Origin of the sequence: Shinella oryzae, from assembly GCF_023038235.1 — a bacterium.
Taxonomy (GTDB): Bacteria; Pseudomonadota; Alphaproteobacteria; order Rhizobiales; family Rhizobiaceae; genus Shinella; species Shinella sumterensis.
The window spans coordinates 1256922-1280766 of the sequence record NZ_CP081987.1; the positions used below are offsets into that span (position 1 = coordinate 1256922).

Annotated in this window: 22 protein-coding genes and 1 tRNA gene; 13 read left to right on the top strand and 10 right to left on the bottom strand. The window is 62.9% G+C overall.

Features of this window, described 5'->3' with window-relative positions; genetic code table 11:
- The first annotated feature begins 84 nt into the window (after window positions 1–84).
- Both K6301_RS06295 and K6301_RS06300 read left to right on the top strand, forming a co-directional pair.
- Window positions 85–690: a hypothetical protein gene (locus K6301_RS06295; RefSeq protein WP_247219957.1), complete on the top strand. Its 606-nt coding sequence runs from the start codon at window positions 85–87 to the stop codon at window positions 688–690.
- A gap of 139 nt (window positions 691–829) precedes the next feature.
- Window positions 830–2389 carry a peptidoglycan DD-metalloendopeptidase family protein gene (locus K6301_RS06300; protein ID WP_247219959.1) on the top strand — a complete coding sequence of 520 codons (1560 nt, stop codon included), beginning with the start codon at window positions 830–832 and terminating at the stop codon, window positions 2387–2389.
- A 69-nt stretch (window positions 2390–2458) separates the two neighbouring features.
- On the opposite strand, the gene K6301_RS06305 is transcribed toward K6301_RS06300, so the two are convergent.
- Complete coding sequence (locus K6301_RS06305; RefSeq protein WP_425475376.1) at window positions 2459–3343, bottom strand: ATP-binding protein; 885 nt, start codon at window positions 3341–3343, stop codon at window positions 2459–2461.
- A 166-nt stretch (window positions 3344–3509) separates the two neighbouring features.
- Between K6301_RS06305 and yajC the strand changes: the two genes are divergently transcribed.
- The 5 genes from yajC to K6301_RS06330 all read left to right on the top strand — a co-directional run bounded on the left by yajC (window position 3510) and on the right by K6301_RS06330 (window position 8259).
- On the top strand, window positions 3510–3848 hold the full coding sequence (gene yajC / locus K6301_RS06310) for a preprotein translocase subunit YajC (protein WP_134649104.1): 339 nt from the start codon (window positions 3510–3512) through the stop codon (window positions 3846–3848).
- An 87-nt stretch (window positions 3849–3935) separates the two neighbouring features.
- Window positions 3936–6443: a protein translocase subunit SecD gene (gene secD, locus K6301_RS06315; protein WP_247219963.1), complete on the top strand. Its 2508-nt coding sequence runs from the start codon at window positions 3936–3938 to the stop codon at window positions 6441–6443.
- Entirely contained in the window at window positions 6436–6822 is a 387-nt protein-coding gene (locus K6301_RS06320) for an Mth938-like domain-containing protein (RefSeq protein ID WP_247219964.1), read from the top strand. The genes secD and K6301_RS06320 overlap by 8 nt, the downstream gene beginning before the upstream one ends.
- Before the next feature lie 21 nt (window positions 6823–6843).
- A complete protein-coding gene (locus tag K6301_RS06325) occupies window positions 6844–7695 on the top strand; it encodes a phytoene/squalene synthase family protein (protein ID WP_247219966.1) in 852 nt (283 codons plus the stop codon).
- Between the two features lie 114 nt (window positions 7696–7809).
- On the top strand, window positions 7810–8259 hold the full coding sequence (locus tag K6301_RS06330; RefSeq protein ID WP_247219968.1) for a hypothetical protein: 450 nt from the start codon (window positions 7810–7812) through the stop codon (window positions 8257–8259).
- A 9-nt stretch (window positions 8260–8268) separates the two neighbouring features.
- Here the strand turns inward: K6301_RS06330 and trmFO are convergent, their stop codons facing one another.
- The 3 genes from trmFO to K6301_RS06345 all read right to left on the bottom strand — a co-directional run bounded on the left by trmFO (window position 8269) and on the right by K6301_RS06345 (window position 10462).
- Window positions 8269–9678, bottom strand: a complete 1410-nt coding sequence (gene trmFO, locus K6301_RS06335; RefSeq protein WP_247219970.1) for a methylenetetrahydrofolate--tRNA-(uracil(54)-C(5))-methyltransferase (FADH(2)-oxidizing) TrmFO — start codon at window positions 9676–9678, stop codon at window positions 8269–8271.
- A 157-nt stretch (window positions 9679–9835) separates the two neighbouring features.
- The gene (locus tag K6301_RS06340) at window positions 9836–9979 is read right to left on the bottom strand and encodes a DUF1127 domain-containing protein (protein WP_134649109.1); all 144 of its coding nucleotides are present in this window, start codon (window positions 9977–9979) and stop codon (window positions 9836–9838) included.
- A 339-nt stretch (window positions 9980–10318) separates the two neighbouring features.
- Window positions 10319–10462 carry a DUF1127 domain-containing protein gene (locus K6301_RS06345; RefSeq protein ID WP_134649244.1) on the bottom strand — a complete coding sequence of 48 codons (144 nt, stop codon included), beginning with the start codon at window positions 10460–10462 and terminating at the stop codon, window positions 10319–10321.
- An 865-nt stretch (window positions 10463–11327) separates the two neighbouring features.
- On the opposite strand from K6301_RS06345, the gene K6301_RS06350 reads away from it, so the two are divergent.
- From K6301_RS06350 to tig, 4 genes are all read left to right on the top strand, one after another.
- Entirely contained in the window at window positions 11328–12431 is a 1104-nt protein-coding gene (locus K6301_RS06350; protein ID WP_247219972.1) for a DUF2157 domain-containing protein, read from the top strand.
- A 1-nt stretch (window position 12432) separates the two neighbouring features.
- The gene (locus K6301_RS06355) at window positions 12433–13023 is read left to right on the top strand and encodes a GDYXXLXY domain-containing protein (RefSeq protein WP_247219974.1); all 591 of its coding nucleotides are present in this window, start codon (window positions 12433–12435) and stop codon (window positions 13021–13023) included.
- Window positions 13024–13157: 134 nt separating this feature from the next.
- Window positions 13158–13242: transfer RNA gene (locus K6301_RS06360), tRNA-Leu, on the top strand.
- A gap of 180 nt (window positions 13243–13422) precedes the next feature.
- Window positions 13423–14898 carry a trigger factor gene (gene tig, locus K6301_RS06365; RefSeq protein ID WP_247219977.1) on the top strand — a complete coding sequence of 492 codons (1476 nt, stop codon included), beginning with the start codon at window positions 13423–13425 and terminating at the stop codon, window positions 14896–14898.
- Between the two features lie 101 nt (window positions 14899–14999).
- Here the strand turns inward: tig and K6301_RS06370 are convergent, their stop codons facing one another.
- Complete coding sequence (locus tag K6301_RS06370; RefSeq protein ID WP_247219979.1) at window positions 15000–15437, bottom strand: BA14K family protein; 438 nt, start codon at window positions 15435–15437, stop codon at window positions 15000–15002.
- 285 nt (window positions 15438–15722) lie between these two features.
- Here K6301_RS06370 and K6301_RS06375 point away from each other — a divergent pair, with 285 nt between their 5' ends.
- Window positions 15723–16697, top strand: coding sequence for a GlxA family transcriptional regulator (locus K6301_RS06375; protein ID WP_247219981.1), 975 nt, complete (start codon window positions 15723–15725; stop codon window positions 16695–16697).
- A 75-nt stretch (window positions 16698–16772) separates the two neighbouring features.
- Here the strand turns inward: K6301_RS06375 and K6301_RS06380 are convergent, their stop codons facing one another.
- The 4 genes from K6301_RS06380 to K6301_RS06395 all read right to left on the bottom strand — a co-directional run bounded on the left by K6301_RS06380 (window position 16773) and on the right by K6301_RS06395 (window position 21053).
- On the bottom strand, window positions 16773–17549 hold the full coding sequence (locus tag K6301_RS06380) for an amino acid ABC transporter ATP-binding protein (protein ID WP_247219983.1): 777 nt from the start codon (window positions 17547–17549) through the stop codon (window positions 16773–16775).
- 16 nt (window positions 17550–17565) lie between these two features.
- On the bottom strand, window positions 17566–18720 hold the full coding sequence (locus K6301_RS06385; protein WP_247219985.1) for an amino acid ABC transporter permease: 1155 nt from the start codon (window positions 18718–18720) through the stop codon (window positions 17566–17568).
- Between the two features lies 1 nt (window position 18721).
- On the bottom strand, window positions 18722–19930 hold the full coding sequence (locus K6301_RS06390) for an amino acid ABC transporter permease (RefSeq protein ID WP_247219987.1): 1209 nt from the start codon (window positions 19928–19930) through the stop codon (window positions 18722–18724).
- A gap of 94 nt (window positions 19931–20024) precedes the next feature.
- Window positions 20025–21053, bottom strand: a complete 1029-nt coding sequence (locus tag K6301_RS06395; RefSeq protein ID WP_134649119.1) for an amino acid ABC transporter substrate-binding protein — start codon at window positions 21051–21053, stop codon at window positions 20025–20027.
- Window positions 21054–21407: 354 nt separating this feature from the next.
- Between K6301_RS06395 and K6301_RS06400 the strand changes: the two genes are divergently transcribed.
- Complete coding sequence (locus K6301_RS06400; RefSeq protein ID WP_247219989.1) at window positions 21408–22598, top strand: cystathionine beta-lyase; 1191 nt, start codon at window positions 21408–21410, stop codon at window positions 22596–22598.
- Window positions 22599–22662: 64 nt separating this feature from the next.
- Here the strand turns inward: K6301_RS06400 and K6301_RS06405 are convergent, their stop codons facing one another.
- Window positions 22663–23823 carry an FAD-dependent monooxygenase gene (locus tag K6301_RS06405; protein ID WP_247219991.1) on the bottom strand — a complete coding sequence of 387 codons (1161 nt, stop codon included), beginning with the start codon at window positions 23821–23823 and terminating at the stop codon, window positions 22663–22665.
- Between the last annotated feature and the right edge of the window lie 22 nt (window positions 23824–23845).

Sequence of the window (23845 nt, forward strand, 5' to 3'; positions counted from 1 at the left end):
GGCGCGTAGGCCGGTATCGAAGCAGCAGTTTCCACGCAGGATGCCGGTTTTCCAACCTTTCCGGCCATTCCGATGGAGAGGGAAATGTACGTCTCAAACAGGATAGCCAGCGGCTCGACGCATGAGGGGCTCGCTTATCTCGCGACCAAGGCGGCGGGAAAGGCCGCGGAGGATGCGACCGAGACCGCATCGTCCGCGAATCTCGCGGGCGGCACGACCGATCCCTCATCCCATGTCGGCCTTTCGGTCGATGCGCTTCTCGTCCTCAGCGTCGCCAAGGAAGAGGCGGTCCACAGCCAGCCGGCCCTGACGGATGCCGAGCGCAACAACCTGGATACAGCCGCACTGGAGGCCCGCGAATACGGCGCCTACGGCCATTTCCTCGATGCCGGCGACCGCAAGGCCTATTACCGCGCCTATATCGAATATTTTGACAGCATGCCGGCGCAGGACCAGCGCAGCGCCCGCTATCTGGGAACGCGCGATGTCGCCGTGTCCGCCCTGCGGGCCATCGCCTATAATGAAAGTGCGCTCGACATGAGCGAACCCGAAGCGGTCATCGAAGGCGCGGCGCGGCGCGCGACGCCCATCTCCGCGATCCTGCAGCCGGGCCAGGGCGCCATCGAGAATGTTGCCCATATCGGCGCGCGTATTTCCCGCGCTGACAGCATGTACGCGGCCGGCTTCTGATGCGGCCCGTGCCTGCCACCCTGCGGCATGGTTATCAATTCATCAAAAAACCTTGGCGAATAGGCCAGCCTTAACCGGGCAGTAACTCTAACGCGCTTTAATCGGTTCACTTCAAGTAGCGTACCGATTGGGTAGTCTCATGCGTAAGAGTGTATCGCCGAGTTTTGGCAGGACCGCGACCCGCCTTATTGCTGCGGCCCTGCTGGCCAGTGTCGCGACCGGGTGCAGTTCGGATGTTTCCCGTTTTGGCGGTCTGTTCTCCAGCTCCGGGCAGGACAACATGACGACCAGTTCGGTTCCGCGCCGCACGCTGTTCGGCAGCAATGGCATCGTTCCGCGGGCAACCGTCGGAAACGAGCAGCAGCAGTTTTCGTCGGCAAATCAGATGGGAACCCGCGATCAGGCGCTCAGCCAGCCCTTCCCGGATCAGGGCGGCGTTTCCTACGATCCCATCAACACATCAACGACGACCGGCTCGGGTTCGCGTCTGGCGACGACACCGATGACCGTTCAGCGCGGTTCGCTCAGCGACCCGACGGATGGCGGCGCCCGGCCGGCCGAGCGCGAGACCTTCGGTGAGCAGCGCCAGGCGAAAGCGGTTGCCGACAATACGGATACGCTCTCGACCGGAACCGTGCAGAAGGCCAAGGCCGGCTGGTCGACGAACAATGCCCCGGTCGTCATGCTGCGCCAGGGCGAAAGCGTGAAGACGCTCGCCAACCGTTATGGCGTGCCGGAGAAGGAAATCCTCGCCGCAAACGGACTGAAGCGTTCGACCGATGCCGAGCCCGGCCAGCGGATCATCATCCCGACCTTCAGCACCACGGCAAGCGCTGCCAAGGCTGCGACGGACCACACGCTGAAGGTCGACAACAAGCTGCCGACACCCGAGCGCAAGACGGAACAGAACGTCGCGATCCTGCCCGGCACGTCGAAGCGCGACAAGGTGAAGTCTGAAACCGATCAGGCCAACACCAACCTCGCCAATGCCGGCGAAGGCACTGGCGGCTACGAGGTCAAGCCCGGCGATTCGCTTGCCAAGATCGCCCGCAGCAATGGCGTGTCGGTCGACGCCCTGAAGAAGGCGAACGGCATCGATACCGCCGCGATCCGCATCGGCCAGAAGCTGGTGATCCCGGCTGGCGGCGCGGCCGTGGACACGACGACGGACAAGACGACGACGGCCTCCGTTCCGGTCAAGGAAAAGAAGGTCGAGACGGCGGAGAAGAAGCCGGAGTCCTATAAGGCGCCGGTCAAGACCGTCTCGGTCGCCGAGGTGACGCAGAAGTCCGACGTGACGGACGAAGCGCCCGAATCGACGGGTATCGGCAAGTATCGCTGGCCGGTCCGCGGCGCGGTCATTGCCGGCTACGGCTCCAACGTCAACGGCAGCCGCAACGACGGTATCGATATTTCGGTGCCCGAGGGCACGCCCATCAAGGCGGCTGAGAATGGCGTGGTCATCTATGCCGGCAGCAGCCTGAAGGAACTCGGAAACGCGGTTCTCGTCCGCCACGACGACGGCACCGTTACCGTCTACGGCCATGCCGGCGACCTCAACGTGCAGCGCGGCCAGAAGATCCAGCGCGGCCAGACCGTCGCGACCTCGGGCATGAGCGGCAGCGCCACCCGGCCCAAGGTTCACTTCGAGGTGCGCAAGAACGCGACGCCGGTCAACCCGATGACCTATCTGGAATAGGCGGGCACACATCACTGATAAAGAGAAGGGCGGTTCCTGCGGGACCGCCCTTTCGTCATTGAGGTGGTTTCAGCGGTTGAGCGGCTTGCCGAGACGCCCCGCAAGATCCTGGACATACTGCCAGGCCACGCGCCCGGAGCGGGAGCCGCGCGTGGTTGCCCATTCCAGTGCCTCTGCGTGAAGCTGTTCCACCGGGATGTCGAGCGTGTAGTGGCTCGCATAGCCGTCGATCATCTCGAGATATTCGGCCTGGCTGCACTTGTAGAAGCCGAGCCATAGCCCGAAGCGATCGGAAAGGGAGACCTTCTCCTCGACGGCTTCCGACGGGTTGATCGCCGTGGACTGCTCGTTTTCCATCATGTCGCGGGGCAGGAGGTGGCGACGGTTGGAGGTGGCGTAAAGCAGGACATTGTCCGGCCGGCCCTCGACGCCGCCGTCCAGCGCCGCCTTCAGCGACTTGTAGGACGTGTCGTCGTGGTCGAAGGACAGGTCGTCGCAGAAGATGATGACCGGATAGGGCACTCCCTTCAGGATGTCCATCAGCGCGGGAAGGCTGGCGATGTCTTCGCGGTGCACCTCGATGAGCTTCAGGTCGCTGCCGGTCTCCCTTGCCGCGAGCGCATGGACGGACTTGACCAGCGAGGACTTGCCCATGCCGCGTGCGCCCCACAGCAGCACATTGTTGGCCGGAAGGCCGCGTGCGAAGCGCACCGTGTTGTCGACGAGAATGTCACGAACATGATCGACGCCGCGGATAAGATCGATGTCGATGCGGTTGGGGCGCTTCACCGGCTGCACCTGCAGGCGCGCGGGCGACCAGACGAAGACGTCGGCCGCATTCCAGTCGTTGATGGCGGGCGCGGGGCCGGCAAGGCGCTCCAGCGTTGCGTTGATGCGGCCGATTTCGGCCAGCAGAAGCTTGACGTGATCTTCCTGCACTGTGTCTCTCCTCATACTCCTTGCGGGTAGCATGGCGGGAAGGGGGGCGAAAAGGGGGAAAACACTTGAAAAACGAGAGCTTCTCGGTCTCGTGTGTTGCATTGGATGTGTGCTTGCCTATATTCCGGCATCCGAAATGGGTCTACAGGCCTTATAAATCCAAGTTTTCAAGGAGTAGCTGATGTTCATTACCGAGGCCTTCGCCCAGACGGCGGCACCCGGCGGTTCAGCAGGCGGTGCAGACATCCTGATGTCTATCCTCCCGTTCCTGCTGATCTTCGTGGTGATGTATTTCCTCATCATCCGCCCGCAGCGTGCAGCCATGAAGCGTCGCGAAGAGCTTCTGAAGAACATCCGCCGCGGCGACCAGGTCGTCACCGGTGGTGGCATCGTCGGCAAGGTGACGAAGGTCGTAGACGACAGCGAGCTCGAAGTCGAAATCGCAGAAGGCATCAAAGTGCGTGTCGTACGCAGCGGTGTCAGCGAAGTCCGCGTCAAGGGCGAACCCGTCAAGGAATGACTTGGCTTGCCGTTCGGCCGAGGGTAACCTCGGCCTGCGGCCCGACTGGTTTTCAGCGGCGCTGGCGCCGTTTTTGTCGAGATCGCAATGCAGCAATCCGCCCGCTGGAAAACATTCCTTCTCTGGTCCGCGTTCCTGGCCAGCCTTCTCGTCCTGTTGCCGAGCCTTATGCCGGCCCGCATGGCGGCCGGCCTTCCGGACTGGATCTCCGCGCATCGGCTGAAACCGGGCCTGGACCTGACCGGCGGATCCCGCCTCGTTCTCGATGTTTCCCGTGACGATATCGTCGATGCGCGCCTGCGTGGCGCCGTCGAGACGATCGGCAACGCCTTGCGGGCAGCGCAGATTCCCTACGGCAATCTCAACGGCGCGGACGATCAGGTCGATGTGACGATATCGGCGACTGGTGACGCCGATAAGGCAAGGCAGGCGCTCGAAGGCCTTGGGCTCGGTACGCTCAATACCGGCGAAAACGGCGAGTTCAGCATCGTGCTGTCCGATGCCGCCGTCGATGAAGCCGTGGCGGCCGCATCGCTCGGCGCGGTCGATGCCGTGCGCCGGCGGGTTGAGAGCCTGGATATTCCCGCGCTGACCGTCGGGCGCGGCGACCGCGGCCGCATTGTCGTGTCCATGCCCGGCCTGACCGACCCGCAGCGCGTGAAGGATATGCTGGCGACCGTCGGCAAGCTTTCCGCACGCCTGATCGACGACAGCGTGCCGGTCAATACGGCCATCGAAAACGGCGCACCTGCCGGTTCCGAAGTGCTCTATTCCGCCGACGAGCCGCCGACGGGTTATCTCGTGCGCCAGGATGACCTCTTTACCGCCGCTGATGTGGCATCGGCGCGGGCATCGGCGGATGGCGAACCCTTCATCGAATTCGTGCTGCGCAAGGAAGCCGCAGACAAGCTCGCCGCTTTCACGCGCGACAATGCCGGCCGAACGATCGCGATCCTGCTCGATGGACAGGTGATCTCGACATCGCAGATCCAGGGCGCCATCAGCGATGGCGTCGGCCGGCTTTCCGGTGATTTCGATGCCGAAGGCGCGGCAAACCTCGCCCGCATCGTCGCCAGCGGTCCGCTGCCCGCCGCGCTCACCATTCTGGAGGAACGGTCGATCGAGCCGGTACTCGGCACGACGTCTGTCGGCTCCATCGTCCTGGCGCTCGTCGTTGCCGTCGTGGCGGTCGTGGCCTTCATCACGTTCTTTTACGGCGTGCTGGGGGTCATCGCATCGCTGGCGCTGTTCTTCAACGTGCTGCTGACATTCGCCGCGCTCGCGCTAATCGGTATGCCGATCTCCCTCTCCATGATCGCCGGCATCGTGCTGACCGTCGGCCTTGCCGTCGACGCGAGCGTTCTGATCTTCGAACGCATTCGCGAGGAGGTGAAGGCCGGGCGCCCGTTGTCGCAGGCCGTGTCGGTTGGTTTCGGTCGCGCCCGCACGACGGTTCTGGATGCGTCGGTGACGATGCTGATCGCTGTCGCCGTCCTCTTCCTCTTGTCGGCGGCGCCTGTGCGCGGCTTCGCGCTGGCGGTCGGCGTCGGCATGGTGGCAACGCTGTTCACCACATTCGGGCTGACACACCGCCTTGTGCGCATCTGGCTCGGCCGCAGCCATGCCACGCGCCTTCCCAAAGGCGTGCGCAGCGGATTTTTCGATAGCCTGAACCTGCGCTTCATGGCGGTTCGCAATGCGGTTTTCCTGGCGACGGCCGCCCTGTCGCTCGTGATCGCCGGCCTGCTTGCGCTCGGCGAACTGCGGCTCGGGATCGATTTCACCGGCGGCGCGGCGGTCGAGGTCCAGGCGAAATCGGGCAAGGCCGATCCGTTCGACATATCCGCGCGCCTTGCCGATGCCGGCGTCGCCGTGCAGACCGTCGATACACGCGCGGACGAGCGCCGCGCCATCGTAAGGCTGACCTCGCAAGGCGATGGCGAAAACGCCGAGCAGACCTCGGTCCTCGTCGCGCGGGGCGAACTTGAGGACGACTACGATTTCCGCCGCGTCGAGGTTGTCGGCCCGTCGATATCGGGAGAGTTGATCGATACGGCCTCCCTCGGCTTCGTCGCCGGGCTTCTGGCGCTGATCGCCTATATCTGGGTGCGCTTCGAATGGCATTTCGCCATCGGCGCCGTCATCGCGCTGGCGCATGACGTATTCTTCACGCTCGGCTTCCTCGCCATCGCCAATATCGAGTTCAACATCAGCGCTGTTGCCGCGCTTCTGACGGTCGCCGGCTACTCGTTGAACGATACGATGGTCGTTTACGACCGCATCCGCGAGAATCTACGGCACTTCAAGCAGATGCCGCTGCCGATCCTGATCGACGACGCGATCAATCGCACATTGTCGCGCACGGTCCTGACCTCCGCGACGACGCTGATCGCGCTTGCCGCGCTTGCCCTCTTCGGCGGCGAGGCGATTCGTACATTCGCGCTGACGCTGTTCTTCGGGGTGGCGGTCGGCACCATATCCTCCATCTACATTGCCGGGCCTATCCTCATCCTGTTCCGTCTGCGGCCGGAGCGCTATCGGCCCGGCAAGGGCGGTGCGGTGACGGCCCCGGAAGCGACGGGAGCCAATGGCTAAGGGAATTGAAATCCGGGAGGCGCACTTCCCAGGACGCGCGCCGATCGATGCATACGGCAATGGCGGCTTCCGTTTCGCCGACATGTCGCACCGCGGCTCCATCCTTTGCCTGCCCTCGGGCATTCATGGCTGGGACAAACAGGATGGCAGCCCGCTGACGCTGGACGACCTCCAGCGCGTGCTCGACGAGGCCGGTGATATCGAGGTCCTGCTTGTCGGCACCGGCAAGGAGATCCGCCCGCTTGCACCGGAAATCAAGGCGGCCCTGCGGGAGCGCAGAATCAGTTCCGATCCGATGAGCACGGGTGCGGCCGTGCGCACGTTCAACGTCATGCTGGCGGAAAGCCGTGCGGTTGCCGCCGCGCTTATCGCCGTGTGACGGACGAGGCGGTTTTTCGACGTGAGCGATAACGATACCCATTATGCGCATTGCCTGACGGTGCTTCGCGACACCGATCGCGACCGCTATCTCGCCTGCCTTCTGACGCCGGCGGAAAAGCGTGGCGCGCTTGCCGCCCTCTATGCCTTCAATGCCGAGCTCGCCCGGGTGCGAGACGTCGTACGCGAGGCACTGCCGGGCGAAATCCGCCTGCAATGGTGGCGGGATCTTCTGGAGGGGCAGGCGGATGGCGATGCGCTGGCCAATCCGCTGGCGGCGGGCCTTCTCGCTTGCATGCGGGATCATCATCTGCCGGTCGCGGTGCTGACAGATATGATCGAGGCCCGCATCTTCGACGTCTACAACGACCCGATGGAGAGCCGTTCGGCGTTCGAAGGCTATGCGGGCGAAACGGCCTCGGCGCTTATCCAGCTTGCGAGCCTCGTGCTCGATCCGGTCAATGCGCCGAAGTCGGCCGATGCGGCAGGGCATGCCGGCGTCGCGCAGACCGTTGCCGGGGTGCTTCTGATGCTGCCCATCCATCGCCGGCGTGGTCAGGTCTATCTACCTGCGGACCTGCTCGCGGCGACGGGCCTGTCGCCGGAGGCACTGCTGCGGGGAGACGACAAGGCCGCCGCCGGGCGCGCCATCGAGGCTTTTGTGGGCCTGGGGCGGGATCATCTGGCCAAGGCGCGTGCCGCGGATGGCGTCTCGATGGGCAACCGTCCGGCCTTCTTGCCCGTTGCGCTCGTGCCGCACATTCTCGACGCTGCCGAAAAGGCCGGTGCGGACGTGCTTGAACGCGTCCTGCAGCCGCCGCAATGGCGACGGCAATGGTGGATGTGGCGGGCCCTGCGGCGCGGACCTTTCTGAGCCGCCCGGCGGAACCGTTTGGCCCGGGCCCCGTTTGACGAGCGACACGCAAAACTGGCGCAAGCCTCGTTTGTTAGGGAGGCCGAATGTTATCGGCGCGGGGGAGTTCACGCCATGCTCTGGACCATCACGATCGTGTGCCTGTTTCTGGTGGGCCTGATTTTTCGCCAGGCGTTTCAACGGGACGAGCGTGAGAAAGCCGAGAACGATTCGGGGCTGGCGATCCTGGAGTTCGGCCGGGCCTTTCCCGACGAGGCCATCCGTGATGTCGTGACCACGGCAAACGGCAAGACCGTGTTTCTGCGTCTGCATGACGGCAAAGCCGGTTGCATGAACGCACACGGCCTGCACTATACCTGCCATCTCATCGAGCCGGGCACGGTGCGCGTCGAAAGTGCCGGTCCCCGCCGGCTTTCCGTGACATTCGCCAATGCCGCCTTCGAGGGCGGCACATTCGAATTCCGCAATGAGCAGCAGGCCGCGGAAGTTTCGCTGTGGCTGCTCGGCAGCTTCAGGCCCATGACCGCCGTTGCCGGCGACCTCGCCCAGAAACAGCCGATCTGAGGCGCAAGATCAGCCTTTCAGCCAGCGTGCGCAATCTTCCAGCGCGCGCGCAGCCGTTGCGTGCTTCTTGGCGAGCGCCTTGTCCTTGCCGCGGAAGCGCTTCACCCCGTCCGGCTTGGTCACGGTGCCCGGCTCAAGCGGCGGGAACAGGCCGAAATTGATGTTCATCGGCTGGAACGAGCGCTTGCCCGGCTCATCGTCCGACACGATATGCCCGCCGGTAATGTGGTTGAGCAGCGCGCCGAAGGCGGTGGTCTCCGGCGGCAGGACAGGCGTGGCGCCCTGGCGCTCGGCGGCCGCGAAGCGTCCCGCCAGCAGGCCGATGCTGGCACTTTCGACGTAACCTTCGCAGCCGGTGATTTGGCCGGCGAAGCGAAGCCCCGGACGGCCCTTCAGCGTCAGCGATCTGTCGAGCAGGGTGGGGGAGTTGATATAGGTATTGCGGTGCAGCCCGCCGAGGCGCGCGAATTCGGCGTTTTCGAGACCCGGGATCAGCCGGAAGATTTCCGCTTGCGCGCCATATTTCAGCTTCGTTTGGAAACCGACCATGTTGTAGAGCGTGCCGAGTGCATTGTCCTGGCGCAGCTGCACGACCGCATAGGGCTTTACCGTGGGATTATGCGCATTGGTCAGCCCCATCGGCTTCATCGGGCCGTGGCGCAGCGTCTCGCGGCCACGTTCCGCCATCACCTCGATCGGCAGGCAGCCGTCGAAATAGGGCGTGCCTTCCCATTCCTTGAAGCCGGTCGTGTCTCCGGCGATCAGCGCATCGATGAAGGCGTTGTACTGCGCCTCGTCCACCGGGCAGTTGATATAGTCCTTGCCCGTGCCGCCTGGGCCAACCTTGTCGTAGCGCGACTGATACCAGCAGATATCCATATCGATGCTCGCCGTGTGCACGATCGGCGCGATGGCGTCGAAGAAGGCGAGCGAATCGGCGCCGGTCCGCGCCTGGATGGCCTGCGCCAGCGATGGGGCGGTCAGCGGACCGGTGGCGATGATGGCCTGGTCCCAGTCCTCGGGCGGAAGCCCCGTCACTTCCTCGCGCGTGACGGTAATGAGCGGATGCCCCTCGATGGCGGCCGTCACGGCATCGGAAAAGCCGTCGCGGTCCACCGCAAGCGCACCGCCGGCCGGAACCTGATTGGCATCCGCGGAGCGCATGATGAGCGAACCGGCCAGCCGCATCTCCGCATGCAGCACGCCGACGGCATTGCTCGTCGCGTCGTCCGAGCGGAAGGAGTTCGAACAGACGAGTTCGGCGAGGCCATCGGTCTTGTGCGCATCCGTGCCGCGCACGCCGCGCATTTCATGCAGGATGACGGGAATGCCACGTTCGGCGATCTGCCAGGCGGCTTCCGAGCCGGCGAGGCCGCCACCGATGACATGGATGGGAGTGTGCGAAGAGGTCTTGGTCATGGCCGGTTCGTTACCATGGGCCACGCCGCAATTCCAAGGAAAAGCATGGAGGCGGCGCAACATGCCCCCGGAATCAAAAACGGCACCAGATGGTGCCGTTTGAAGCGTTCCTCGCGCGTCGCCGTTTCCGGCCGCAGCGGCGGAAACCGGCTATGAATTAGCGGAAGGAACGGGAAGCGATGTCACGGATGTCGTAACGGGTCAGGCCGATGTCCGAGAGCGTGTGGTTCGACAGGTTGCCGAGTTCGTTCAGGGTGCGGCGGTAGGAAATCCAGTTCTTTGCGATGCGGAGCGGGTTCATGGTCGTGTCCTAGAAGGGTTACCCGGAGGCTTTCCCCCGGCGTTGACGCTCATATACGCGACATCCCCGTTAATGTGCAGTGCAAAGAAAATGCAGCTGCTATGCATTTGTGCAATAAGACGATGAAGGATAAGGCAACTGCCGCCGCTGCATGCAAAAAAGGCAGATAAGGGCGCTATATCAGGCAGATACGGCGATTCAGCTGCGTCACCTCACCATCTGCAAGATGTCGCAGTCTATAATCTGCGACATTGTGCGGCGCAAAAAGACCGGCAAACGAAAACGCCCTTCGGTGGAGACCGAAGGGCGTTCATTTTGCGACCCGTGGGTCCGTTCGGCTTAGATCGTCGCCTTGCGTGCGATATAAGGGATATCGCTGCGGCCGATGCCGAGGTCACGAAGCTCGCGGTCCGACATGCGGCCGAGTTCGGTGACGGTCTGACGATACTTGCGCCAGTTGTTGAAAGAGCGTGCCAGGTTCATTTTCATACCCCTTTCTTGGGCTTCGTACTGAGCGGCCGCTCGTCGTTGGCGCCGCCCTGATCTGTTGAGCCGGACTATACGCTCGAGCGGCAAAATGAACAGCGCCCGATTGGCACGGCACCCATGCATTTCTTGCATGTCAAGCGGAAATTTTGACAAAATTCTGGCCAAAAAAGGCCGGCTCGCCACACTGGTAAACGTTCGCCATGCAAAACCGGAATGGGCCGGCCCGAATGGCGAGGGCGATGCGTAGCGCCATGAAGAAAGGCGCGGGCGACGCTACGGCCACGGGATATGGATCTTGGAAATCGCGGGGAGGTCAAAAAAGAATAACGCCCGCTGGGGGAGGAGATCCAGCGGGCGTCATTGATATTGATTGGCAACTGGGAGGAGGAGTGTTGCCAATCGATCGAAGGGGCGCTGGGAGGAGGAGTGCGCCACTCCGAATTCCATCGATCACCGTTTCCGGCAACCTGATCTTTCGGCGTCATGCCGGGCCCGATCATCTGGCCTTTCCGCAACCTGTCGCCTTAAAGCGGCGCCTCGTTGCGGCTGGATCATCATCGATCCGATGTTTGCAATATAGCCGGGTCATTCGGTTTTGTGCAGTGCAATATAGTCATGGATGGTATGCGCTGCCTGCATGCCGCCGGGACCGGATCGTTACGGCCAAATCTCCCATGGTTTTCTTTATGTTTCGTTAATCCTGATTGCATGTCCGCCGGAAACGCCGCGATTTTGCTGCCGCATTGGCGTTTTCCTTCACTTTTGCCGTGACCGGGCATTTTCGGGCAGCCTATAGTGCCGCCGTTGCCAGGGCCGGAATCACGGCCGCAGGCGGATTGTCGAAGGGGACGGCGGGGCAATGTACAGGAGTTGGTTGGAACGCGACCTGAAAACGTGGACGGCGCAGGGCCTGATCGACACGAAAACAGCGACCGTGCTGCTCAAGGAGTACGATTCGCGTCCCAACTCCTTCAGCGTGGGGCGCGTGCTTCTGATCATCGCGGCACTTCTGTTTGCGGCAGCCGTCCTCCTGCTTGTCGCGGCCAATTGGGAAGCCATTCCGCGGCTCGTGCGCCTTGCAGGCATTATCGGCGTCCTCTGGGCGGCCTATTTCGGCGGCGGTGCCCTTCTGGCACGCGGCGCAGAGCGTCTTGCGGCTGCTTTCCTCGTTCTGGGAGCGCTGTCCTTCGGCGGGGCCATCGCGCTTGTGGGGCAGATGTACCATCTCTCGGGCGACGCGCTTCAGGCGGCGCTCGTCTGGTTCGGCGGGACGGTGGCGGCGGCCGTGCTGTTCCGGTCGGGTGCCGTCACCGTCGTCGCCGGCTTTCTCGCCTTCGTCGTCTCGGGTACGGACTGGACACAATCCTACTCGGCCGATCAGATGCTGCTGCTCTGGCTGATGCCGCTGATGGCGGTCGTCGTCATCGCGCTTGCGCGCTACACCGGCGCCGGGCGTGCACGCCACCTCGGCTATCTGCTGTTGGTCGCCTGGCTCGCCTTTATCTACAGCGAATACTCCACCGCAACGACGGCCATTGCCATCGTCGTCTTCGGCGCCGTTGCCTATCTTGCCGCCGCGCTACCGCAGTCGCCGTTGCACGCCGCCGCCCGCAGCGCCGGTTCAGCGCCCGCTTTCTATGCCTATCTCGTGCTGATGCTCGGGCTCGTGGTCCTGCATGTCGAGTTCGATGCGGTGGGCGAGCGTCTGGCGGTCGGCATCGTCACGCTCGGCGCGGCGATCACCGGCATCGCGCTTTCGGGGAAGGAGAACGGCGCGGTCCGGTATTTGGGATACGTGGCCTTCGCGGCGGAGACGCTCTATCTCGCGTCGGAAACCATCGGCTCCATCATCGGCACCTCGGGTTTCTTCCTCGTCTCCGGCCTTGTCGTCGCCGCCATCGCCTGGGCGGTGATCGCATTGGAGCGCCGGCTTGCATCCAACGAAGACAAGGCGGAGGCCTGATATGACCCGGACGCGTTCCTTCCGCCTGTCGCCGCTCGTTGCAGCACTTGTCGTCGCCGTGCTCCAGACCGCCGTGATCGGCTATATGGTCGAAAGCCGGGCGTCCATCCTGCGCAACGGCGCGGATATCCGGCTGAAGACCAACCCGGTCGACCCGCGCGACCTGCTGCGCGGCGACTACGTCATACTGATCTACGAGATTTCCACCATTCCGGCGTCGATCGTCACGGGCGATATTCCCTCGGACGGGACGCGCACCCGCCTTTCCGTGCGCCTGAAACCGGATGCCGACGGGCTGTGGAAGGCGACGGAAGCGCGCTTTGCGGAGATGGCGCCGGAGGAGGGGTCTGTCATCCTGCGCACGTTGCCCTTCGTTTTCAACACATACGGCGCCGACGGCATGCCCGATGAGCTCTTCGTGCAATACGGTATCGAGCGCTACTATGTGCCGGAAGGCGAGGGCAGGGCGCTGGAAAATGCCCGCAATGCGCAGGAGCTGGACGTGGAGGCGCGGGTGTCGAGCGATGGCACGCCGCAGATCGCGCGGCTGCTGCTGCGCGGGGAGCCGGTCTACGACGAGCCGCTCTATTGAGCCGAAGCGCCGGAGAACGGTCGTTTTCCTGTCATTTTTCCTTTGATCCCTTGGAAACGGATGATATAGAGACGCCGCGCTCGGAAGGCGCCACTGGAGCGGCCCGGCCGCCTGTGGACAGCGGTTTCTGAGACGCGGGTATGGTGAAATTGGTAGACACGCCAGATTTAGGTTCTGGTGCCGCAAGGCGTGGGAGTTCAAGTCTCTCTACCCGCACCAGAGCCACCAAACGCGGAAACCGGACGTTTCCGCGGGGTGTGGAATGTTAGAGCGCGCCATTTTGCTTGCCAAAAGGCCACCGAATTCAGTAAAGCCACTGCCGGCAAATGGACCGGCGGGGTGTTCGCCATAACCGGCAGCCCGGTTTGAACACCGCCAACTCGAAATAAAGGTTTGAACATGCAGGTTATCGAAACGCTCGCTGAAGGGCTGAAGCGCGAAATCAAGGTCGTCATCCCGGCCAAGGACATGGAAGCTCAGATGAACGAGCGTCTTGAGGACGTGAAGGGCCGTGTCCGCATCAACGGCTTCCGTCCGGGCAAGGTGCCGTTCGCACATCTCAAGAAGATGTACGGCAAATCCGTCATGGCCGAGCTGGTCAACGAGATCGTTCGCGACCGCCCCTCCGCAATTCTTTCCGAGCGCGGCGAAAAGTCTGCCACGCAGCCGGAAGTCGCGATGACCGAAGACCAGGCCGAGGCCGAGAAGATTCTCGCCGGTGAAGCCGACTTCGAGTTCACGCTGGCCTATGAAGTCATTCCGGCCATCGAGCTGAAGGACAATTCTGGCATCGCCGTCACGCGCGAAGTCGTGGAAATCGACGCCAAGGAAGTCGACGACCAGATCCTGCAGATCGCCGAAAGCGCACGCTCCTACGAAACCAAGAAGGGCAAGGCCGCCAATGGCGACCGCGTCACCATTGATTACCTCGGCAAGGTTGACGGTGAAGCCTTCGATGGCGGCAAGGACGAAGACGCAGAACTGGTTCTCGGTTCCAACCGCTTCATTCCGGGCTTCGAAGAGCAGCTCGTCGGCTTGAAGGCCGGTGACGAAAAGGTCATCACCGTGACCTTCCCGGCCGATTACCCGGCCGCAAACCTCGCCGGCAAGGAAGCCACCTTCGACATCAAGGTCAAGGACGTCGCTGCCGCCGCCGACATCGAGATCAACGACGAGCTCGCCAAGAAGCTCGGCCTCGAATCGGCCGACAAGCTGCGCGAAATCGTCCGCGGCCAGATCGAAAGCCAGTACGGCTCGGTCACGCGCCAGAAGGTCAAGCGCCAGATCCTCGACCAGCTCGACGAGCTGTACAAGTTCGACACGCCGGAGCGCCTGGTCGACGCCGAATTCGAAAACATCTGGCGCCAGATCAACACGGACCTCCAGCAGTCCGGCAAGACCTTCGCTGACGAAGACACCACGGAAGAAGCCGCACGCGAAGAATACCGCAAGCTGGCCGAACGCCGCGTCCGCCTCGGCCTCGTTCTCTCGGAAATCGGCGAAAAGGCCGGCATCCAGGTTTCCGACGAGGAAATGCAGCAGTCGCTCTACCAGCAGCTGCGCCAGTTCCCCGGCCAGGAAAAGCAGATCCTCGAATATTTCCAGAAGACCCCGGGTGCCGCCGCTTCGCTGCGCGCGCCGATCTTCGAAGAAAAGGTCGTCGATCACCTGCTCGGCGAAATCAAGGTGACGGACAAGACCGTCTCCAAGGACGAGCTGATGGCTGACGACGAGGAAGGCTCCGAGAAGGACGCCAAGAAGGCTGCGCCGAAGAAGAAGGCTGCTGCCAAGGCCGACGCTGCGGAAGGCGAAGAAGCCGCTGCGAAGAAGAAAGCCCCGGCCAAGAAGAAGGCCGCTGAAGGCGACGCCGAGTAAGTATCCGGCGGAGGGTTTCGGTCCTCCACAATGCCTAAGCAATGCAAAACGCCCGCGATATCCATCGCGGGCGTTTTGTTTGTAGGGAAGAGGTCAGCGGCTTAGCGTGAATAGGGCGAGACGCAGCTCCGGCGCGGACCGTTGTTCGGCTGGAACGTGTTGTCGTAGGCGCGGTACGAACGGTAACGGTTGGCGCACCAGCTGACATGCGAGCCGCTCACGTCGCGGTCACGGGTCACGGCACCGCCGATGGCCGCACCCAGGCCGAAGGCAGCCAGCGGGTACCACCAGCCATCGGAGTGGCGGCGATAGCCGGGACGGCGGTCACGGTAACCGCGATGGCCGTGCCAGCGCCGCTCCGCCCGGTCGCGGCGATGCATGCGTTCCCGACGCTCATAGCGATACTGCACCTGCTCGACGGACGACGCCGACGGAACCGGAACGTTCGGGAACGTAATGGCCTGTGCCGGAACGAAGGACGTCAGCGCGACGGCGATGGAGAGCGCACCCGTGGCAAAGATGGACTTGAGCTTCTGCATGATAGAACCTTTCCTGCTTGGTTGTCGCTTCAACGCGCAAGACAGGTGTAGGTTCCGGGCGGTCGCAACCTGACGGGCGAAACGGTGCCGAGGACAGCGCAAAAAAAACGGGCTGGTCCGCCCTCGGGCTCGCCAACCCGTTCCGATAAAAAGCGGATCAGGGTTCGGGGTACAGGGGGCTGTCGCCATGACCCGGCTGCATCTCCGGATCACCTGTAAGACGGATCATGCCGGATTTATCTTTTCCCGATTGACATAATACGTCTGTTTTTTGACAATTTCCGCATGACCAAAGAAATGCCGCGGTCGGGCCCGCTCGACGTCACGATTGTTTTGCTGCCGGAATCATCGATCATGTCGCTTGCCTCCGTGCTCGATCCCATGCGCGCGGCCAACCGCGTGGTGCCCGAACCGGTCTTCCGCTGGACGATACTCTCGCCGGAGGGGCAGCCGGTGCTCCTGACCTGCGGCGTTGAGGTTCGTGTCGATGGCGCGTTCGCCGATGTGACGAGCGGCGATGCCTTGCTCCTGATCGCCGGCTTCAACCAGGATCGCCACGCCGGGCGACCGTTCGTCGCGCGGCTCAAGAAGGTGGCACGGCGTTTCGGGATCGTGGCCGGCATCGAGTCCGGCTGCTGGCTTCTGGCGCGCTCCGGCCTGCTGGACGGGCGCGACGCGACGGCGCATTGGGAAGAGCTGGAGGACTTCGCGGCAGCCTTTCCAGCGCTCAACGTACGCGCCGACCGCTTCGTCACGGACGGCCCGCTATGGACGTCAGGCGGTGCCTCGCCGACCTTCGACATGATGCTGCATCTGGTGCGCGAGCAGTTCGGCTCGGCGGTGGCGCTCGATGTGGCCAGCGTCTTCGTCTACGACGAGACCCATGCCGCAACGGACGCGCAGCCGCTCGTCTCATTGGGGCGCCTGGGCGAGCACAGGCCGGAGCTTGCTGCCGCGATCCGCCTGATGGAGCGCACGATCGACCGGCCGCTGACCATCGCAGCACTGGCACGCCGCCTCGGCTTCTCCACGCGAAAGCTCGAGACGCTCTTCGTCGACGGGCTCGGCGCGGCACCCGGGAAATATTATCTGCGCTTGCGGCTGACGGCGGCGCAGCGTCTGGTGCGCGATACGCCGCTGTCCATGCAGGAGGTGGCGCTGCGCAGCGGCTTCGACAGTCTCTCGGCCTTCTCGCGCGCCTTCCGCAATCATTTCGGCGCAAGTCCGCTCAAGTTCCGGATGGGGCTTCGGACGAAATGAAGGGCATGACCAACAAGCGGGACGAAAAAAGGCGGGCACTCCGCCCGCCTTTTCCAAACCCGGATTCCGATCCGCTCAGTGCAGGATCTGGCTGAGGAACAGCTTGGTGCGCTCGTGCTGCGGATTGTCGAAGAACTCGGCGGGTGCGTTCTCCTCGACGATCTGGCCCTGGTCCATGAAGATCACGCGGTTGGCGACCTGGCGGGCAAAACCCATTTCGTGCGTCACGCACAGCATGGTCATGCCTTCTTCAGCCAGCGAAACCATGGTGTCGAGCACTTCCTTGACCATTTCCGGATCGAGCGCCGAGGTCGGCTCGTCGAACAGCATGATCTTGGGCTTCATGCAGAGCGAGCGGGCGATCGCCACGCGCTGCTGCTGGCCGCCCGACAGCTGGCCGGGATACTTGTTGGCCTGTTCGGGGATCTTGACGCGCTTGAGGTAGTGCATCGCGATCTCCTCGGCCTCCTTCTTCGGCATCTTGCGCACCCAGATCGGCGCAAGCGTGCAGTTCTCGAGGATGGTCAGGTGCGGGAAGAGGTTGAAGTGCTGGAACACCATGCCGACTTCGCGACGCACTTCGTCGATCTTCTTGAGGTCGTTCGTCAGCTCGATGCCGTCGACGATGATCTGGCCCTTCTGGTGCTCTTCCAGCCGGTTGATGCAGCGGATCATCGTCGACTTGCCGGAACCCGACGGTCCCGCGATGACGATGCGCTCGCCCTTCATCACCTTCAGATTGATGTCGCGCAGCACGTGGAAGTCGCCGTACCACTTGTTCATGTTGATGATTTCGACGGCGGCGTCGGTGGCCGAGACAGTCATCTTTTGTGCATTGGCTTGGTTGGCCATTATTATGTCCTCTCAGTTATCTCTTATGGCCCTTGTCGAGCCGGCGTTCAACGAAAGCCGAGTAGCGCGACATGCCGAAGCAGAAGATCCAGAATACGAAGCCGGCGAAGATCAGGCCCGTGAGCGGCGTGACAGGGGTAATCCAGCCCGAATCGCCGAAGCTCGCCTTCACGATGCCGAGCAGATCGTACATCGAGATGATGGTGACGAGCGAGGTATCCTTGAACATGCCGATAAAGGTGTTCACGATTCCCGGGATGACGAGCTTGATGGCCTGCGGAAGCACGATGAAGGTCATCTTGTGGAAGTAGTTTAGACCAAGCGCATCGGCCGCTTCATATTGCCCTTTCGGAATGGCTTGAAGACCGCCGCGAATAACCTCCGCCATATAGGCGGACGCGAAGATCGAAACCCCGATGAGCGCACGCAGGAACTTGTCGATGTTGTTGCCCGGTTCCAGGAACAGCGGAAGCAACACGCTGGCCATGAACAGGACGGTGATCAACGGCACGCCGCGGATCAGCTCGATGAAGCCGATGCAGACCGTCTTCAGGATCGGCATGGACGACCGGCGTCCGAGCGCGAGCAGAATGCCGATCGGCAGCGACATGACGATGCCGACGAAGGAGATGATGAGCGTCACCATCAGCCCGCCCCACAGCGACGTCTCGACGTAACGCAGGCCGAACGAGCCGCCCAGAAGCAGGAAATAGGCGACGATGGGCAGCACGACGAGCAGCAGGATCGCGTTCAGCCCCTTGCGCGGCACCTTCGGAATGAGGAAGGGCACGAGCAGCGCGACGAACATGCCGGCCACGAGAAGCGGACGCCACAGTTCGCTACGCGGATAGGAGCCGAACATGAACTGCACGAAGCGGTCGTTCACATAGGCCCAGCAGGCGCCGCTCCAGCCGGCCGGAAGCTGGCCGCCCTGGTCAGTCGTCAGGCAGGCCGTTCTGTCGGCGCCCGTCCAGACCGCCGATAGGAACAGCCAGTCGATGGCCTTCGGGAGGTAGTAGACGAGCACCGCAAGAGCGATCACCGTGAGAAGGCTGTCCTTCCAGGACGCGAACAGGTTGTGGCGAATCCAGGCAAACGCTGAGGAATCCGAGGTCGGCGGCTTTTCCGCCTCGATGAACCCCTCGCGGACATAGGTAATGCTTTGGGACATCTCAGCGCTCCACCAGGGCCATCTTGGCATTGAACCAGTTCATGAACAGCGACGTGACGAGGCTGATCGATACGTAGACCAACATCCAGATCGCGATGATCTCGATGGACTTACCCGACTGGTTGAGGATGGTACCGCCGACAGCCACGAGGTCGGCGTAACCGACCGCGACGGCGAGCGACGAGTTCTTGATGAGGTTGAGATATTGCGAGGTGAGGGGCGGGATGATGATGCGCAAGGCCTGCGGCAGGACGACGAGGCGCGTCGTGTGTCCGCCCCGCAGTCCGAGTGCGAAAGCGGCCTCCGATTGGCCCTTCGACACGCCACGGATGCCTGCCCGCACGATTTCGGCGATGAACGACGCCGTGTAGAGGGAAAGTGCGAGGTAGAGCGCCAGGAATTCTGGCCCGATGGACATGCCGCCGCGCATGTTGAACGACCCCGGAACGGCGTAGTCCAGCGACAGCGGGCTTCCCATGATGAGGAAGACGAGGATCGGGAACAGCACGATCAGGCCGAGATTGACCCACAGCACCGGCGGACGCTTGCCCGTGGCCCGCTGGCGGGCATTGGCCCAGATCGTGAAGGCGATTGCCGCGACGATACCAAGGACAAAGGCCCCGACCACCATGCCGAATCCCTCACCGAAGATCGGGGCGGGCATGTAGATGCCGCGGTTGGAGATGAAGAAGATCGCGTCCGGGTTTTCCTCGAGATGCTGGAAGATCGTACGGATCGACGGCAACAGGGCGAGAACGCCGAGATACCAGAAGAAGATGACGAGAAGCGGCGGAATGTTGCGGAAGATTTCCACATAGACCGTGCAGAGCCGCGCAATCAGCCAGTTGTTCGACAGGCGCCCCACACCGATGAGAAGGCCGACGATCGTCGCGGTGACGATACCGGCGGCGGCGACCACCAGCGTGTTGAGCAGACCGACCTGCAGGGCACGGAAATAGGTCGAGTCACTCGAATAGGCGATCAGCGTCTGCGCGATGTCGAAACCGGCGCGGCTGTTCAGGAAGCCGAAACCGGCCGACATGTTGGCGCGGGCGAGGTTCTGGACGACATTGTTCCAGGCGTACCACACCGCACCGACGATCACGACAAGTGTAACGACCTGATAGAGCACGCTTCGCAGCGCAGGATTGTAGAGAAGCGAAACCTTCGGCGGTTCGCTGGACCCGGTTCGGGTGTCCGCAAGAGCCATGCAAGTCCCCTGACATTGTGGTCGCCCTGTTTTCCGGGCGTTGTTCTAAAAAGGGAGGGCAATGGCTTGCCCTCCCGAAGCGGTGTCGTCCGACTTAGCGGATCGGCGGGGCGTATTGCAGGCCGCCCTTCGTCCACTGGGCGTTCAGGCCACGGGCGATCTTGAGCGGAGAACCTTCGCCGACATTGCGTTCGAAGGATTCGCCATAGTTGCCGACGGCCTTGATGATCTGCACGGCCCAGTCCTTCGGCACGCCAAGATCCGCACCGATGGTCGAATCGGCTTCTTCACCGAGGAAGCGCTTGATGTCAGGGTTGGCGGAGGTCTTCATTTCCTCGACATTCGCCTGCGTGATGCCGAACTCTTCGGCAGCCACCATCGCATAATGTGCCCAGCTGACGATATCGAGCCACTTGGAATCGTTCTGGCGAACGGCCGGGCCGAGCGGCTCCTTGGAGATGATTTCCGGCAGAACCATATGGTCGTCCGGGTTGGCCATCTTCAGGCGGATCGAGTAGAGGCCCGAGGCGTCCGTCGTGTAGGCGTCGCAACGGCCGGCATTGTAGGCGGCGTCGGCTTCATCCTGCGCTTCGAAAACGACCGGCTTGAAATCCATGTTGTTGGAGCGGAAGTAGTCGGCGAGGTTCAGTTCGGTGGTGGTGCCCGACTGGACGCAGACGGACGCGCCCGACAGTTCCAGAGCGGACTTAACGCCGAGCTCCTTCTTCACCATGAAGCCCTGGCCGTCATAGTAGTTCACGGCGCGGAAGTCGAAGCCGAGCTGCGTGTCGCGGCTGATGCTCCACGTCGTGTTGCGTGCCAGAAGATCGATTTCGCCCGACTGCAGCGCGGGGAAACGGTCCTTGGCCGAAAGAGGCGTGAACTTGACCTTGGTGGCGTCGCCGAAGACGGCAGCGGCCACGGCCTTGCAGAGATCCACGTCGAGGCCGGCCCAGTTGCCCTGCGAATCCTGTGCGCCGAAGCCGGCAAGGTTCGAGCCGTTGACGCCGCACTGGACGAAGCCCTTTGCCTTTACGTCAGACAGTGTGTCGGCTTGAGATGCTGTTGCGCCAAACCCCAGTACGGCTGCACCAACGAGCGCCGTCACGATTTTTTTTGCCATTTTTTACGACCTTTTTCTGTTGTCTTGTCTTATCCGCAGGTCACGCGGTCCGAAAGGACACCTATGCGGAACTCGCCACCCTCCCGGCGCGAGGTCGCTTATCTCATGCTCAAAATTTCGCACGGTCAAGTGACACAGCCCATTTTCCATTCACTTCTCCAAATTTAAGGAAAGTTGGCGCGCATTTGGGCAGGAAAATGGGGGCAAGTGCAGTCAGCCGCACAAAAAAACCGCTTGTTGGAAATTTGTAGCGCTTTCGGGGTTTCGCGTTCTTCTTGCGCACGGGGTTGACCTCACCTTGATGCTGGCGAAAAGTCCGCCGGAGGTAACACATTGCATCGTTCGGATTGATCCATGAAAAACAGAGACGAAATCCTCGCCGGCGCCGGCGTGAACACCCGCCTTGCCCATGCAGGCAACGACCCCGCCGACTATTACGGTTTCGTCAATCCACCCGTCGTGCATGCGTCCACGGTTCTCTTTCCCAATGCTGCGACCATGGAAAGCCGGGCGCAGAAATACACCTACGGCACGCGCGGCACGCCGACCACGGATGCGCTCTGCGCCGCAATCGATGAACTGGAAGGCTCGGCCGGTACGATTCTCGTGCCTTCGGGTCTGGCAGCCGTGACCGTGCCGTTCCTCGCCTACCTTTCGGCGGGCGACCACGCGCTGATCGTCGATTCCGTCTATCACCCGACACGCCATTTCTGCGACACCATGCTGAAGCGGCTGGGCGTGACCGTGGAATATTACGATCCCTTGATAGGCGCCGGTATCGAGAGCCTGATCCGGCCCAACACCAGGCTCGTGCACACCGAGGCACCCGGCTCCAACACGTTCGAAATGCAGGATATTCCGGCCATCGCCGCTGTAGCGCACAGGCATGGCGCGGTCGTCACCATGGACAACACCTGGGCGACGCCGCTCTATTTCAAGCCGCTCGATTTCGGCGTCGACGTGTCCATCCATGCCGCCACGAAGTATCCGGCCGGTCATTCCGACATTTTGTTCGGCACGGTCTCGGCCAACGCCGCCCATTGGGGACAACTGCACGATACGCAGATCACGTTGGGCACCTGCGCCTCGCCGGATGATTCCTACCAAGTGCTGCGCGGACTGCGCACCATGGGCGTGCGGCTGGAGCGTCACCAGGAAAGCGCGCTGGAATTGGCGCGCTGGCTGGAGGGCGTGGACGATGTCGCGCGGGTCCTGCACCCGGCCTTGCCGAGCTTCCCGGGACACGACCTCTGGAAGCGGGACTTCAAGGGTTCCTGCGGCATCTTCTCGATCGTGCTGAACGGTGGTTCGCCCGATCGTTACAAGGCCAAGGCCCACGCATTCCTAGATGCGCTCGGTATTTTCGGGCTCGGCTATTCCTGGGGTGGCTTCGAATGCCTCGCGGTGCATGTGAACCTCAACGACCGGCGTGTCGCCAAGGCGCCGGAAGAGGGCCCGGTGCTGCGCCTTCAGATCGGCCTCGAGGATGTGAAGGATATCAAGGCCGATATCGAACGCGGCCTGGCCGCGGCGCGCTCCGTCTGACGGCTGCAAGCGCTTGAGATCACGGCTTGCCGGGGCTTTCCGGCAAGTTGGGGAACATGCCGGATCAGTCCGGCGTGCGGTAGCCGTAGAGCCAGTCGAAATCGCCGGCCAGGGTCTCCGGCTTCCGCAGCGACAGCACCAGATTGCGCGCAAGTGCGACGGGGCCGCGCGCGTGATAGGCGAAGCGGTTGAAAGCGCCGCGATTGCGGACCTTCGCGACCCGTTCCCGGCGCTCGGTCTCGAAGCGGCGCAATGCCGCGCCGAGGTCCGTTGCGCCTGAAAGCCGGTTCGCCAGAAGCGCGGCATCCTCGATGGCCATGGCGGCGCCCTGTGCCGCAAAAGGTGTCATGGCGTGGGCGGCGTCCCCGATCAGTACCATATTGCGCCCATCCGTCCAGGCACCATCCGGGCAGCCGAAGAGCGGCCAGACCAGCGGATCGTCTGCCCCTGCGACCAACTCTCTTATGTCGGCATGCCAGCCGGAAAAAGCATTGGCGAGGCGTTTTTTGGCGGCGGCGTCTCCACGCCGTGACCAACCTTCCGGCGGTGCCTCGGCCTGCTGGTGGATGGCGACGATGTTGAACGAACGGGTCTCGGCCAGCGGATAGGCGACGAGATGGGCCTGCGGTCCAAGAAAGGCCGTGACCGTGCGGGGATTGAGCAGGACCGGCGCAAAATCGTAGGGCACGAGAAAACGCCAGGCGACATTGCCGGAGTATCGCGCGGGCAGGGCGCCCGGAACGGAACCGCGCAGCCTGGACCAGACGCCGTCTGCCGCAACCACCAGATCGGTGCTGGCAACGGCTGCGGCCTCTTCGGCAGTTTCGACCCTGCGGCCCGTGACGAGCGTGCACGATGGCTCCCGGCTGACCGCATCGAGAAGGACGGCCTGCAGCGAGGCGCGATGGAGAACGCCGTAGGGTGCCCCCCACCGCGCGCGGGCGGCGGCGCCGACCGGAACCGAAGCGAGCGGCGCAAGCGTGTTTCCCGAGGAAAGCTGGATGTGATCCGGTTCGCTCCAGCGCCTTTCAAGGTCCTGCAGAAGGCCGAGCTCGGCTAGGACACGGGAAGCATTGGGCGAAAGCTGCAGCCCGGCCCCGACTTCCGCAAGCGTCGAGGCCTGTTCGACGATGTGCGCGGCGATACCCTTGCGGGCGAGCGCAAGCGCTGCCGTCAGGCCGGCAATGCCGGCGCCGACGATCGTGACTGATTTTACAGGGGACATGATCGTGTCGGCCTTCCGGCCG

Bases quoted from the DNA above. Each gene is read 5' to 3' on its own strand.
- K6301_RS06390 (WP_247219987.1), bottom strand. From the start codon at position 19,930: ATGGCTCTTGCGGACACCCGAACCGGGTCCAGCGAACCGCCGAAGGTT.
- K6301_RS06370 (WP_247219979.1), bottom strand. From the start codon at position 15,437: ATGCAGAAGCTCAAGTCCATCTTTGCCACGGGTGCGCTCTCCATCGCC.
- tig (WP_247219977.1), top strand. From the start codon at position 13,423: ATGCAGGTTATCGAAACGCTCGCTGAAGGGCTGAAGCGCGAAATCAAG.
- yajC (WP_134649104.1), top strand. From the start codon at position 3,510: ATGTTCATTACCGAGGCCTTCGCCCAGACGGCGGCACCCGGCGGTTCA.
- trmFO (WP_247219970.1), bottom strand. From the start codon at position 9,678: ATGACCAAGACCTCTTCGCACACTCCCATCCATGTCATCGGTGGCGGC.
- K6301_RS06385 (WP_247219985.1), bottom strand. From the start codon at position 18,720: ATGTCCCAAAGCATTACCTATGTCCGCGAGGGGTTCATCGAGGCGGAA.
- K6301_RS06350 (WP_247219972.1), top strand. From the start codon at position 11,328: ATGTACAGGAGTTGGTTGGAACGCGACCTGAAAACGTGGACGGCGCAG.
- K6301_RS06400 (WP_247219989.1), top strand. From the start codon at position 21,408: ATGAAAAACAGAGACGAAATCCTCGCCGGCGCCGGCGTGAACACCCGC.
- K6301_RS06380 (WP_247219983.1), bottom strand. From the start codon at position 17,549: ATGGCCAACCAAGCCAATGCACAAAAGATGACTGTCTCGGCCACCGAC.
- K6301_RS06395 (WP_134649119.1), bottom strand. From the start codon at position 21,053: ATGGCAAAAAAAATCGTGACGGCGCTCGTTGGTGCAGCCGTACTGGGG.
- K6301_RS06295 (WP_247219957.1), top strand. From the start codon at position 85: ATGTACGTCTCAAACAGGATAGCCAGCGGCTCGACGCATGAGGGGCTC.
- K6301_RS06340 (WP_134649109.1), bottom strand. From the start codon at position 9,979: ATGAACCCGCTCCGCATCGCAAAGAACTGGATTTCCTACCGCCGCACC.
- K6301_RS06320 (WP_247219964.1), top strand. From the start codon at position 6,436: ATGGCTAAGGGAATTGAAATCCGGGAGGCGCACTTCCCAGGACGCGCG.
- K6301_RS06375 (WP_247219981.1), top strand. From the start codon at position 15,723: ATGACCAAAGAAATGCCGCGGTCGGGCCCGCTCGACGTCACGATTGTT.
- K6301_RS06305 (WP_425475376.1), bottom strand. From the start codon at position 3,343: ATGAGGAGAGACACAGTGCAGGAAGATCACGTCAAGCTTCTGCTGGCC.
- K6301_RS06300 (WP_247219959.1), top strand. From the start codon at position 830: ATGCGTAAGAGTGTATCGCCGAGTTTTGGCAGGACCGCGACCCGCCTT.
- K6301_RS06345 (WP_134649244.1), bottom strand. From the start codon at position 10,462: ATGAACCTGGCACGCTCTTTCAACAACTGGCGCAAGTATCGTCAGACC.
- secD (WP_247219963.1), top strand. From the start codon at position 3,936: ATGCAGCAATCCGCCCGCTGGAAAACATTCCTTCTCTGGTCCGCGTTC.
- K6301_RS06405 (WP_247219991.1), bottom strand. From the start codon at position 23,823: ATGTCCCCTGTAAAATCAGTCACGATCGTCGGCGCCGGCATTGCCGGC.
- K6301_RS06355 (WP_247219974.1), top strand. From the start codon at position 12,433: ATGACCCGGACGCGTTCCTTCCGCCTGTCGCCGCTCGTTGCAGCACTT.
- K6301_RS06330 (WP_247219968.1), top strand. From the start codon at position 7,810: ATGCTCTGGACCATCACGATCGTGTGCCTGTTTCTGGTGGGCCTGATT.